The organism is uncultured Oceanisphaera sp. (assembly GCF_947495715.1).
Lineage (GTDB): Bacteria > Pseudomonadota > Gammaproteobacteria > Enterobacterales > Aeromonadaceae > Oceanimonas > Oceanimonas sediminis.
On the sequence record NZ_CANLZU010000016.1, the window covers coordinates 33,512 to 44,293 of the forward strand.

At 57.9% G+C, this 10,782-nt stretch carries 13 protein-coding genes and 5 tRNA genes; 14 read left to right on the forward strand and 4 right to left on the reverse strand.

Annotated features, from left to right (window positions below):
* Positions 1 to 205: 205 nt before the first annotated feature.
* The 3 genes from Q0753_RS11205 to Q0753_RS11215 are packed head-to-tail and all read right to left on the reverse strand — an operon-like array spanning position 206 to position 2,090.
* A complete protein-coding gene (locus Q0753_RS11205) occupies positions 206 to 1,072 on the reverse strand; it encodes a carbon-nitrogen hydrolase family protein (RefSeq protein WP_298720680.1) in 867 nt (288 codons plus the stop codon).
* The gene (locus Q0753_RS11210; RefSeq protein WP_298720682.1) at positions 1,069 to 1,677 is read right to left on the reverse strand and encodes a GNAT family N-acetyltransferase; all 609 of its coding nucleotides are present in this window, start codon (positions 1,675 to 1,677) and stop codon (positions 1,069 to 1,071) included. The genes Q0753_RS11205 and Q0753_RS11210 overlap by 4 nt, the downstream gene beginning before the upstream one ends.
* Entirely contained in the window at positions 1,677 to 2,090 is a 414-nt protein-coding gene (locus tag Q0753_RS11215) for a ketosteroid isomerase-related protein (RefSeq protein ID WP_298720685.1), read from the reverse strand. Before Q0753_RS11215 ends, Q0753_RS11210 begins: the two co-directional genes overlap by 1 nt.
* A gap of 205 nt (positions 2,091 to 2,295) precedes the next feature.
* Here Q0753_RS11215 and murB point away from each other — a divergent pair, with 205 nt between their 5' ends.
* Together murB and birA are read left to right on the forward strand one after the other, a co-directional pair.
* Positions 2,296 to 3,330 carry a UDP-N-acetylmuramate dehydrogenase gene (murB, locus tag Q0753_RS11220; RefSeq protein ID WP_367179502.1) on the forward strand — a complete coding sequence of 345 codons (1,035 nt, stop codon included), beginning with the start codon at positions 2,296 to 2,298 and terminating at the stop codon, positions 3,328 to 3,330.
* On the forward strand, positions 3,318 to 4,295 hold the full coding sequence (birA, locus tag Q0753_RS11225; RefSeq protein WP_298720688.1) for a bifunctional biotin--[acetyl-CoA-carboxylase] ligase/biotin operon repressor BirA: 978 nt from the start codon (positions 3,318 to 3,320) through the stop codon (positions 4,293 to 4,295). Before murB ends, birA begins: the two co-directional genes overlap by 13 nt.
* 7 nt (positions 4,296 to 4,302) lie before the next feature.
* Here the strand turns inward: birA and coaA are convergent, their stop codons facing one another.
* Entirely contained in the window at positions 4,303 to 5,244 is a 942-nt protein-coding gene (gene coaA / locus Q0753_RS11230) for a type I pantothenate kinase (protein WP_298720690.1), read from the reverse strand.
* A gap of 259 nt (positions 5,245 to 5,503) precedes the next feature.
* On the opposite strand from coaA, the gene Q0753_RS11235 reads away from it, so the two are divergent.
* The 12 genes from Q0753_RS11235 to rplL all read left to right on the forward strand — a co-directional run bounded on the left by Q0753_RS11235 (position 5,504) and on the right by rplL (position 10,747).
* Positions 5,504 to 5,579, forward strand: a tRNA-Thr gene (locus tag Q0753_RS11235).
* Positions 5,580 to 5,588: 9 nt separating this feature from the next.
* Positions 5,589 to 5,673, forward strand: a tRNA-Tyr gene (locus tag Q0753_RS11240).
* Between the two features lie 72 nt (positions 5,674 to 5,745).
* A tRNA-Gly gene (locus tag Q0753_RS11245) sits at positions 5,746 to 5,820 on the forward strand.
* Between the two features lie 5 nt (positions 5,821 to 5,825).
* Positions 5,826 to 5,901, forward strand: a tRNA-Thr gene (locus Q0753_RS11250).
* Positions 5,902 to 6,020: 119 nt separating this feature from the next.
* Positions 6,021 to 7,205: an elongation factor Tu gene (gene tuf, locus Q0753_RS11255; RefSeq protein ID WP_298720693.1), complete on the forward strand. Its 1,185-nt coding sequence runs from the start codon at positions 6,021 to 6,023 to the stop codon at positions 7,203 to 7,205.
* Positions 7,206 to 7,256: 51 nt separating this feature from the next.
* A tRNA-Trp gene (locus Q0753_RS11260) sits at positions 7,257 to 7,333 on the forward strand.
* A 64-nt stretch (positions 7,334 to 7,397) separates the two neighbouring features.
* Positions 7,398 to 7,769 (forward strand): preprotein translocase subunit SecE, encoded by a 372-nt coding sequence (gene secE, locus Q0753_RS11265; protein ID WP_298720696.1) that lies wholly within the window; start codon positions 7,398 to 7,400, stop codon positions 7,767 to 7,769.
* A 9-nt stretch (positions 7,770 to 7,778) separates the two neighbouring features.
* Positions 7,779 to 8,327 carry a transcription termination/antitermination protein NusG gene (nusG, locus tag Q0753_RS11270; protein ID WP_298720699.1) on the forward strand — a complete coding sequence of 183 codons (549 nt, stop codon included), beginning with the start codon at positions 7,779 to 7,781 and terminating at the stop codon, positions 8,325 to 8,327.
* Between the two features lie 129 nt (positions 8,328 to 8,456).
* Complete coding sequence (rplK, locus tag Q0753_RS11275) at positions 8,457 to 8,885, forward strand: 50S ribosomal protein L11 (protein WP_298720702.1); 429 nt, start codon at positions 8,457 to 8,459, stop codon at positions 8,883 to 8,885.
* A 4-nt stretch (positions 8,886 to 8,889) separates the two neighbouring features.
* Complete coding sequence (gene rplA, locus Q0753_RS11280) at positions 8,890 to 9,585, forward strand: 50S ribosomal protein L1 (RefSeq protein WP_298720705.1); 696 nt, start codon at positions 8,890 to 8,892, stop codon at positions 9,583 to 9,585.
* A gap of 241 nt (positions 9,586 to 9,826) precedes the next feature.
* Positions 9,827 to 10,330 (forward strand): 50S ribosomal protein L10, encoded by a 504-nt coding sequence (rplJ, locus tag Q0753_RS11285; protein ID WP_298720708.1) that lies wholly within the window; start codon positions 9,827 to 9,829, stop codon positions 10,328 to 10,330.
* 54 nt (positions 10,331 to 10,384) lie between these two features.
* Entirely contained in the window at positions 10,385 to 10,747 is a 363-nt protein-coding gene (gene rplL, locus Q0753_RS11290; protein ID WP_298720711.1) for a 50S ribosomal protein L7/L12, read from the forward strand.
* The last annotated feature ends 35 nt before the right edge of the window (positions 10,748 to 10,782 follow it).

Here is a 10,782-nt window from a genome sequence, read left to right on the forward strand (position 1 = left end):
AGCGACCATCACATGACAGGGCCAACAAAAGCTCCTGCAATGCTGGCACTCCCGCCCTCCATGGCGGTCGGATGTCATGTGCTGAGCGTCACAGGGATGTGCTTGAAGCGAGTCGGTGGAGCAGACCTTTTGTCCTCCCAGCTGCCTCTGGAGCTGCAGCCCACAGAATACTCAGATACTTGATTGGATTGCTATATAGGGAGCGTCAAAACCGCATCTGACCGTCCCAGTCTCTGTGGTTGAATACCTGCCCCTGGGTTCGGACCTTGGCCAGGGCGGCCAGATCCAGCTCGGCCACTACCCATTGAGCCTGCTCCGGCTCGCCCATCACCAGCACGCCGTCGTCGGGATAGCCGTAGTCTACCGGGGTATAGATGGCGGCCCGGCCGGTGTTGATGTCCACCGCCTCCGACCAGGGCGCCGTGCCTATGGTGGGGGACTGGGCGACGAAGCACTGATTTTCCAGCGCCCGGGCCTGACAGCCGATGCGTACCCGGTTGAAGCCGGCTTCGGTGTCGGTACAGCTGGGCACCAGTATCAGGTTGGCACCGGCCTCGACCTGACGGCGAGCCAGCAGCGGGAATTCGCTGTCGTAACAGATGGCTACGCCGATTTTGCCGAACACGGTGTCCAGTACCTTGAGCTCGGTGCCGGACTGGATCTGCCACTGCTCGTTTTCGAAGCGGGTCATCTGCAGCTTGTCCTGCCAGTCGATACGACCATCGGGATAAAACAGAAAGGCACGGTTGCAATAACTGCCGTCGGCCTGACGCACCGGAAAGGTGCCGGCCAGAATATGCAGCCCATGTTGCCGTGCCAGTTCTCCGAACAGAGCCTTGAAGTCCGTCAGCAGGCGTTGCATGGCGTCGAGCTGGCCATGGAGCGAACGGTAGACGCTTTCTTCGAACAGGGACGCCAGCTCCATGCTGAAATATTCCGGAAACAGCAGGAAGTTGGCGTTTCGATCGACCGCATCCTGCACCAGGTACCGGATCTTGTGCTCATAGGCGGCCCAGTCCGGCAGAAAATCGATTTGATACTGAGCGCAGGCCAGTCGCAGAGCGGGCGTCATAGAGGTGCCTCCAGTGGCTTGAGGTAAAACTGCATCGGCTTGTCGGTCTCGTTCGGCTGGTCGATATCCTTCCAGCCGAAGTGGGCCAGCAGACCCGGCGCGGCCTGGTAACCGAAATGGTGCCAAGCCGGCTCCAGCGACCGATAGCCGTCGGGCCGCAGCGGGTGCTCGGCGGGCCGCACCACGGCGCAGAAGGCCGCCAGCTCGAAGCCGCCCAGGTGCCGGGCATGGGCCTCGCGGCCATTGAAGAAGGCCTTGTAGAGCCCTTGTCCGCGATATTCTGGCAACAGCACCGACTCGGCGCAGTAGAAGATGCGGTCGGTGTTCAGGCCTTGCTCGACGAAGGGGCGGCGAAAGGCCTCGGTTTCATGACTCAGGGGCAGGCCGGTGGAGGCGCCCACCAGCCGATCACCGTCCAGTGCCAGCACGCAGACGCTGCTGTCGGTGTCCAGATAGGTGCTCAGGTAGTCGGCCTCGTAACCCGGGTCTCCGTCATAGAGATAGGGAAAGTCGCGAAATACCCGAATACGCAGTTCGGCCAGCCGGTTCAGCCAGGGTGCCAGCCCGGGGCCGGTGACCGTCAGTAGTCGGACCGCGCCACTCATCAGGCGCCGACCTGGGCTATCCAGTCGTTGAGGTTGTAGTAGTTGCTGATGCGCGCCACCTTGTTGTCGCGCAGCTCGAAGAAGGCGCCGGCCGGCAGTCGGTAGCGTTGGCCGCGGGCTTCGGGCAGGCCCTCGTCGGTCACCAGATATTCGCCCAGCACCACAAATTCGGCGGCGGCACGGCTGCCATCGGCACTGCTCATGATCTGAATGTCGACCAGCTGTTCCCGGTAGTTGCGGTTCATGCGGTCCATGAAGGCGCCGAATGCCTCGCGGCCGGTTTCGCGCTCGCCCTGATTGATGTCGTGCTGCACATCGTCGGTCAGCAGGCCGAGAAAGGTATCCATGTCACCGGCGTTAAAGGCCCGGTAATAGTCGGCGATCAATTGTTCGGCATTGGCTCTGGGCATCATGATGTTCCTGGTTCTGACTGATGAGCAGGTTAATCTCGGCGAAAGCGCCGTACCGGTCAAGACCGGTGGGCTTGAGCGGCCGGCAAATGACTTTTACCACCCGGAAAAAGTGACGACAGATATGTGCCGGTGCCGTTGCGGCGCGGCTTAACCCGCTTCGGTACTTGGGGTACACTGACGCGGCATTTATTCAGGAACCGCGACCATGCAGCCCATCCAGGCATCCCTTGCCCCCTATAACACCTTCGCCCTTGCCCAGACCGCCGATCGTTTGACGGTGCTGGAGCAAAGGGAACAATTGCTCGCCTTGTGGCAAACCCGCCGGGATGAACCCCTGCTGATCGTGGGAGAAGGGTCCAACCTGCTGTTTACCGCGCCCTTTCATGGCCTGGTACTGGTGAACCGACTCAAGGGTATCAATGTTACCGACACCGACGATGCCTGGCTGTTGAAGGTGGAAGGTGGCGAAAACTGGCATCAATTGGTGTGCCGGACCCTGGAGCAGCGAATGCCGGGGCTGGAAAATCTGGCGTTGATCCCGGGTACCGTCGGCGCCTCGCCCATTCAGAATATCGGCGCCTACGGGGTGGAGCTGGCGCAATTCTGCGAGCAGGTGGAAAGCTTTGACTGGCACACGGGTGAGATCCATCACTGGTCGGCGGCCGAGTGCGCCTTCGGTTACCGGGACAGCGTGTTCAAGCATGAGGCGCGTCATCACCTGATCCTGAGTGTGACCCTGCGGCTGCCCAAGCGCTGGCAGCCGGTGCTGGGCTATGGCCCGTTGGCGGAGCTGGGCGAGGCGGCCACGGCGCAGCAGATTTTCGACCGGGTCTGTGCCACTCGCCAGGCCAAGCTGCCGGATCCGGCGGTGCTGGGCAATGCCGGCAGCTTCTTCAAGAACCCCAAGGTGGTCACGGCCCAGGCCGAGGCACTCAAGCTTGCCTGGCCGGCGCTGCCGGTGTTTGCGGCAGAAGCCGGGCGGAGCAAGCTGGCGGCCGGCTGGCTTATCGACAAGGCGGGCCTCAAGGGAACCCGGATCGGTGGTGCCGGAGTGCATACCGAACAGGCGCTGGTGCTGGTTAACCACGGCGGCGCCACCGCCGAAGATGTATTGCGGCTGGCGGCACTGGTGCGGGAACGGGTAGAGCAGCTGTTTGGTGTGCGGCTCGAACCCGAGGTGCGGATGATCGGGCCCAACGGCGAAACCCACCTGGACGAGGCGCTGGCATGTCTGAACTGACTCCCCTGCGCGAACAATTGCTGCGCTGCCTGGCCGATGGCCAGTTTCATTCCGGCGAGCAGTTGGGTGAGCAGTTGTCCGTCAGCCGGGCGGCAGTCGGCAAGCATGTGCAGGCGCTCAGGGCGCTGGGGCTGGAGGTCTACAGCGTCAGCGGCAAGGGCTACCGGCTGGCGGTGCCGCTGCAACTGCTGGATCAGGCACGGCTGAGCGAGGCGCTGGCGCCGAACCGGGCCGAACTGGTGCCGGTGATCGGCTCGACCAATCAGCATTGGTTTGATGCGCTGTCCCGGCTGGAGAAGGGCGATATCTGTGTGGCCGAATGCCAGACCGCCGGTCGTGGACGCCGAGGACGCCAGTGGATTTCTCCCTTTGGCGGTCAGCTGATCATGAGCATGTACTGGCGACTTGAGCAGGGCATGGCGGCGGCCATGGGCCTGAGTCTGGTGGTGGGTATTGCCGTGGTCGAGGCGCTGGAGGCGCAAGGCTTTGCCGGCGTAGAGCTGAAATGGCCCAACGACCTCTACCTGAACGGCCGCAAGCTGGCGGGCATTCTGGTCGAAATGTCTGGCACCGCCGGTGGCCCCTGTCAGCTGGTGATTGGCATGGGGCTGAACCTGCTGTTACCCAGATCCGAGCAGGAGCGTATCGATCAGCCCTGGGCCGAATTGGCCGAGCTTGGCAATATCGAGGATCGCAATGGCTTGGTGATTGCGGTGGCGAATCATATGCAGCGCAGCCTGGTGTTGTTCGAACGGGAGGGCATTTCTGCCTTTCGCGAGCAGTGGAACCGGCTGGATTACTTCAATGGCAAGGCGGTACGGGTACTGATGGGCGAGCAGCAAATACACGGCATCGCCCGGGGTATCGATGCACAGGGTGCCTTGTTGCTGGAGCTGGAAAGCGGCGAAATCAAGCGCTTTTTAGGTGGTGAAATCTCCCTGCGCGGCAACCTCGGGGATTTGTGACTCGGGATTACTTTTTCAACCACACCTGATCGATGCCGTGCTCTCTGCCTTTGGTCAGCACCAGCTCGGCCCTGTCCTTGGTCGGCAGTATGTTCTGTTTCAGGTTCTTGTAGTTGATTTCCTGCCAGATGCGGCCTGCGGTGGCTACCGCCTCTTCTTCCGATAGCTGGGCGTAGTGGTGAAAGTAAGACGCCGGATTGCTGAAGGCGCCGTCGCGCAGCTTGAGAAAACGCTCCACATACCAGGTTTTCAGCAGTCGCTCGTCTGCATCCACGAAGATGGAAAAATCCACAAAGTCCGACACAAATACCCGGTGCGGCTCGTGGGGATAATCCATGCCGCTCTGCAGCACGTTCAGCCCCTCGATGATCACGATATCCGGCTGCTCCACCACTTCTTGCTGCCCCGGCACCACATCGTAGATCAGGTGCGAATAGACCGGCGCCGTGACCCTGGGCTTGCCGGATTTGATATCGGAAACAAACTGCACCAGCCGGCGAATATCATAAGACTGGGGGAAGCCTTTCTTGCGCATCAGGCCTCGCTCTTCCAGCACCGCATTGGGGTACAGAAAACCGTCGGTGGTCACCAGTGCCACCTTGGGGTGCTGGGGCCAGCGTTCCAGCAGCGCTTCAAGAATGCGTGCCGTGGTGCTTTTGCCCACCGCCACCGAGCCGGCGATGCTGATCACATAAGGTACATGGCGGGGTTCTTTACCGAGAAACTGATCCAGCACGCGATTGCGACGCTGCTTGGCCTTGATGTAGAGGTTGAGCAGACGGGACAGGGGCAGGTAGATGTCTCTGACTTCCGCCAGGGATACCTTGTCATTGATGCCTTGCAGGCGTGTGAGTTCCGCCTCGCTCAGGGGCTGATGCACCGCGTCGCGCAGTTCTGACCAGGTTTCGCGAGAAAAGGCCAGATAGGGAGAGTAGTTATCTATCGTCATGGGCGTGTCCTGTGGGTCGCTGGAGGACGATACACCATGGTCTGGGGATGAACAAGGCGACAAAAGGCTATAGCCGAAGCCGTACAGCACGCTGTTACGAGGGAAACAGGCTAATAGTCGAGCGATCGTGGACGGTGCGGACGTCAAAGTAACGTCTGTGTGGTGTTTTTTTGTCCGTTTGAACCCGCAATTGAAAAAACTTGCGGTAAAGGTGTTGCATCGAGTCATGGCCTTGCCCTAGAATTCCGCTCGCTCAAGTGCCGGCATAGCTCAGTTGGTAGAGCAACTGACTTGTAATCAGTAGGTCCCGAGTTCGACTCTTGGTGCCGGCACCATTAAAATTTGGAGGGGTTCCCGAGTGGCCAAAGGGATCAGACTGTAAATCTGACGGCTCAGCCTTCGCTGGTTCGAATCCAGCTCCCTCCACCATTTTTGCAGACCGGTTTATCGTAACGGGTCTGAAATAAAACAGCGCAGGCGCTGTTAAACACAACGTGTTTTGCGGGCATCGTATAATGGCTATTACCTCAGCCTTCCAAGCTGATGATGCGGGTTCGATTCCCGCTGCCCGCTCCAGTTTTGCTGATATAGCTCAGTTGGTAGAGCGCACCCTTGGTAAGGGTGAGGTCCCCAGTTCGAATCCGGGTATCAGCACCACTTCTTTATTCCAGTACTCACTTCAGTAGCTCCCAAAACGCCAAGTCTGATTTTGCTATATACTTTCTAATTGCGATTCGCGTGGTTTATTTCCCACACAACCAGTTAGAGGCATGAGCATGTCTAAAGAAAAGTTCGAACGTAACAAACCGCATGTAAACGTCGGCACCATCGGCCATGTTGACCACGGTAAAACGACCCTGACCGCTGCCATCACCAACGTCCTTGCCAAACAATTTGGCGGTGCTGCCCGCGCCTTCGATCAAATCGACAATGCCCCGGAAGAAAAAGCTCGCGGCATCACCATCGCGGCTTCTCACGTCGAGTACGATACCGAAACCCGTCATTACGCTCACGTTGACTGCCCCGGTCACGCCGATTATGTAAAAAACATGATCACCGGTGCGGCGCAGATGGATGGTGCCATCCTGGTGGTGGCCGCCACCGACGGCCCCATGCCGCAAACCCGAGAGCACATACTGCTGGCCCGTCAGGTCGGTGTGCCTTATATCGTGGTATTCATGAACAAGTGTGACATGGTCGACGACGACGAGCTGCTCGAGCTGGTAGAAATGGAAGTGCGTGAACTGCTGTCCGAGTACGACTTTCCGGGCGACGAGATTCCGGTTATTCAGGGCTCTGCGCTGAAAGGGCTGGAAGGCGACCCGCAGTGGGAACCGAAGATTCTGGAACTGGCTGCCGCGCTGGACTCCTACATCCCCGAGCCCGAGCGTGCCGTTGATGGTGCCTTTTTGCTGCCAATCGAGGACGTGTTCTCTATCCAGGGCCGCGGCACCGTGGTGACCGGTCGTGTCGAGCGCGGTATCATCAAGGTGGGTGAAGAAGTGGAAATTGTCGGTATCAAGGACACCATCAAGACCACCTGTACCGGCGTGGAAATGTTCCGCAAGCTGCTGGACGAAGGTCGCGCCGGCGAAAACGTCGGTGTGTTGCTGCGGGGGACCAAGCGGGAAGATGTCGAGCGTGGACAGGTGCTGGCCAAACCGGGGTCCATCAATCCGCACACCGGCTTCGAGTCCGAGGTCTATGTATTGTCCAAGGAGGAAGGCGGCCGTCATACTCCGTTCTTCAAGGGCTATCGTCCCCAGTTCTACTTTCGTACCACCGACGTGACCGGCACCATAGAGTTGCCGGAAGGCGTCGAGATGGTCATGCCCGGTGACAACATTCAGATGGTGGTCAACCTGATTGCTCCCATCGCGATGGAAGAGGGGTTGCGCTTCGCGATTCGTGAAGGTGGCCGTACCGTGGGGGCTGGTGTCGTCGCCAAAATCATCGAGTAATTGCGCTTACAATCGCATCGGAATGCCCCTATAATGGGGGCTTTCTTGTATAGGGGCGTAGTTCCAATTGGTAGAACGGCGGTCTCCAAAACCGACGGTTGGGGGTTCGAGTCCCTCCGCCCCTGCCACTTACCTCGCCGACAGCGGGGTTTTCGCGTCTGTGACAGACTAAAGTTTTTAGACAGGTAGCTTATGAGTGCAAACATTGAGAGCCAGGGCGGGGCTAAAGACACCCTGTTATGGGGGCTGGTTTTCATTATTTTGATCGCGGCCGTGGTCGCAAATTATCTCTATAGTGATCTGGCGGTGGTTATTCGTGCAGCCGGTGTCGTCGTGGCGGTGGGCATTGCCGGTTTGCTGGCCTATCAGACCCAGAAAGGCAAGAACAGCTTTGCCTTTGCCAAAGAATCCCGTCTGGAAATGCGTAAAGTTGTCTGGCCGAGTCGCCAGGAAGCTATCCAGACCACCCTGATCGTATTGGCCGTCACCGCTCTGGTTGGCCTTTTTCTGTTTTTGCTGGATGGCCTGCTGGTATGGCTGGTCAATCTGGTCACCGGAGTATAAGGATTAACCATGTCAGAACCAGAACAAAGAATGCGTTGGTATGTGGTCCAGGCGTTTTCCGGGTATGAAGGTCGTGTCTCCAAGTCGCTGCGTGAATATATCAAGATGCACGGCATGGAAGAACAGTTTGGCGAAGTGCTGGTGCCTACCGAAGAAGTGGTAGAAATGCGCGCCGGCCAGAAGCGCAAAAGCGAACGCAAATTCTTCCCCGGCTATGTGCTGGTGCAGATGCAGATGAACGATGCCACCTGGCACCTGGTGCGCAGCATCCCCCGGGTGATGGGCTTTATCGGCGGCACGCCGGAGCGTCCGGCGCCGATTTCCGACAAGGAAGCGGACGCCATTCTCAATCGTCTGCAGGATGCGATCGACAAGCCGAAACCAAAGACGCTGTTCGAGCCGGGCGAAGTGGTCCGTGTCTCCGATGGTCCTTTCGCCGACTTCAACGGCGTGGTGGAATCGGTCGACTACGAGAAGAGCCGGGTCAAGGTATCGGTACTTATCTTCGGTCGTTCTACACCGGTAGAGCTGGAGTTCGGTCAGGTAGAAAAATCCTGAGCGAAATTCAGCCATAAAACTTGCGAGGGGCGGCAAATAAAACTACAATTTGCCGCCCTTTTAACACTGGGGAGCCGATTCAGGAGCTTGACTCCGAGGCGCTAACACCCATTCACGAGGTATTAATACATGGCTAAGAAAGTACAAGCCTACATCAAGCTGCAGGTTGCAGCCGGTGCAGCTAACCCGAGTCCGCCCGTTGGTCCTGCTCTGGGTCAGCACGGCGTTAACATCATGGAATTCTGTAAGGCCTTCAACGCCCGTACAGAAAGCCTGGAAAAAGGCTCGCCGATCCCGGTTATCATTACCGTGTACAGCGACCGTTCCTTCACCTTCGAAACCAAGACTCCGCCCGCAGCTTACCTGCTGCTGAAAGCGGCTGGTCTCAAGTCCGGTTCCGGCAAGCCCAACACCGATAAGGTGGGTACCGTTACCCGTGCTCAGCTGGAAGAAATTGCCGGCGTGAAGCAGAAAGACATGACCGGCGCCGATGAGGATGCTCGTGTTCGTTGTATCGAAGGTACTGCCCGGTCCATGGGCCTGGTAGTGGAGGGCTAAGACGATGGCTAAACTGACTAAGCGTATGCGTACTATCCGTGAGCGTGTAAACGCGTCACAAGAGTACCAAATCAACGAAGCCGTTGCCCTGCTGCAAGAGCTGGCCACCGCCAAATTCGTAGAAAGCATCGATGTTGCCGTTAACCTCGGTATCGACGCGCGTAAATCCGACCAGAACGTACGTGGTGCTACCGTACTGCCCAACGGCACCGGTCGTGACGTTCGCGTTGCCGTATTCGCCCAGGGTGCCAACGCCGAAGCCGCCAAGGCTGCCGGTGCCGAACTGGTTGGTATGGACGACCTGGCCGATCTGGTCAAGAAAGGCGAGATGGACTTCGACGTGGTTATCGCCTCTCCCGATGCCATGCGCGTTGTGGGTCAGCTGGGCCAGATCCTGGGCCCGCGCGGCCTGATGCCTAACCCGAAAGTGGGCACCGTAACCCCGAACGTAGCCGAAGCCGTTAAAAACGCCAAGGCCGGTCAGGTACGCTACCGCAACGACAAGAACGGTATCATCCACACCACTATCGGTAAGGTTGATTTCGACGCTGAAAGCCTGAAAGGCAACCTGGAAGCCCTGCTGGGTGCGCTGAAGCGTGCCAAGCCTGCTTCCGCCAAAGGCGTGTTCATCAAGAAAGTGACGCTGTCCACCACCATGGGTGCCGGCGTGACGATCGAACAGGCTAGCCTGGACGCTTAATAAGCATTTACAAGGCGCACCGATTCCCGTAGAATTTTGCGCCTTGTGATTTGGTTGGGGGCTTCGACTCCCGTCCAAGACCGCTGGAGACTTTAACGTCTTAATTTTCCAGCGTAGATGGTGCCGGGACCCAGTTAGAAAGCATTCCTTTCTTCTGGTATCTGCCACCTTGGTGCCCCTTGTGAATAAGGGGCGTGTGTTTAATCTGGGTATATCCCAGGTGGATCCAGGAGTTTAGCCAATGGCATTAAGACTCGACGACAAAAAAGCAATTGTTGCTGAAGTCAACGAAGCTGCCAAGGGCGCCCTGTCTGCGGTAGTTGCCGATTCTCGTGGCGTTACCGTGGCTGCCATGACCACACTGCGCAAGCAAGCCCGTGAAAACGGAATCTACCTCAAGGTAGTCCGTAACACGCTGGCTCGCCTGGCCGTGCAAGAGACCAGCTATGAATGCCTGAACGAGGTATTTGTTGGTCCTACCCTGATTGCGTTTTCCAACGAACACCCGGGCGCTGCCGCTCGTCTGTTCAAGGATTTTGCCAAAGAGCAAAACGCTTTCGAGGTAAAGGGTCTGGCATATGAGGGCGAGTTCATCCCCGCAGCCGACATTGACCGTCTCGCAAAACTGCCGACTTACGACGAAGCAATTGCGAAGCTGATGGCGACTATGAAAGAAGCCTCCGCTGGCAAGCTGGTTCGTACCATCGCTGCTCTGCGCGACCAAAAAGAAGCCGAAGCCGCCTAAGCTGTTTCTGGCTGCTTGATTACCGAAAACTTCAGAACATTAGGAATTTGAGTCATGTCTATCACTAAAGACCAAATCATCGAAGCCGTTGCAGAAATGTCTGTAATGCAAGTTGTTGAACTGATCGAAGCTATGGAAGAGAAGTTCGGCGTTTCTGCCGCTGCTGCCGTTGCCGTTGCCGGCGAAGCTGCTGTTGTAGAAGAGCAGACCGAATTTGACGTTATGCTGACTGCAGCTGGCGCCAACAAGGTTTCTGTTATCAAAGCCGTACGTTCTGCTACCGGTCTGGGCCTGAAAGAAGCCAAGGGCCTGGTTGAAGCCGCTCCGTGTGCCGTTAAAGAAGCACTGAGCAAAGGCGAAGCCGAAGCACTGAAAACTGAACTCGAAGAAGCCGGTGCTTCTGTTGAGCTCAAATAAGCTATTCTATAGCTTAGCGGCCTGAGCAATCAGGC

Bases quoted from the DNA above. Each gene is read 5' to 3' on its own strand.
- Q0753_RS11205 (WP_298720680.1), bottom strand. From the start codon at position 1,072: ATGACGCCCGCTCTGCGACTGGCCTGCGCTCAGTATCAAATCGATTTT.
- Q0753_RS11210 (WP_298720682.1), bottom strand. From the start codon at position 1,677: ATGAGTGGCGCGGTCCGACTACTGACGGTCACCGGCCCCGGGCTGGCA.
- Q0753_RS11215 (WP_298720685.1), bottom strand. From the start codon at position 2,090: ATGATGCCCAGAGCCAATGCCGAACAATTGATCGCCGACTATTACCGG.
- murB (WP_367179502.1), top strand. From the start codon at position 2,296: ATGCAGCCCATCCAGGCATCCCTTGCCCCCTATAACACCTTCGCCCTT.
- birA (WP_298720688.1), top strand. From the start codon at position 3,318: ATGTCTGAACTGACTCCCCTGCGCGAACAATTGCTGCGCTGCCTGGCC.
- coaA (WP_298720690.1), bottom strand. From the start codon at position 5,244: ATGACGATAGATAACTACTCTCCCTATCTGGCCTTTTCTCGCGAAACC.
- tuf (WP_298720693.1), top strand. From the start codon at position 6,021: ATGTCTAAAGAAAAGTTCGAACGTAACAAACCGCATGTAAACGTCGGC.
- secE (WP_298720696.1), top strand. From the start codon at position 7,398: ATGAGTGCAAACATTGAGAGCCAGGGCGGGGCTAAAGACACCCTGTTA.
- nusG (WP_298720699.1), top strand. From the start codon at position 7,779: ATGTCAGAACCAGAACAAAGAATGCGTTGGTATGTGGTCCAGGCGTTT.
- rplK (WP_298720702.1), top strand. From the start codon at position 8,457: ATGGCTAAGAAAGTACAAGCCTACATCAAGCTGCAGGTTGCAGCCGGT.
- rplA (WP_298720705.1), top strand. From the start codon at position 8,890: ATGGCTAAACTGACTAAGCGTATGCGTACTATCCGTGAGCGTGTAAAC.
- rplJ (WP_298720708.1), top strand. From the start codon at position 9,827: ATGGCATTAAGACTCGACGACAAAAAAGCAATTGTTGCTGAAGTCAAC.
- rplL (WP_298720711.1), top strand. From the start codon at position 10,385: ATGTCTATCACTAAAGACCAAATCATCGAAGCCGTTGCAGAAATGTCT.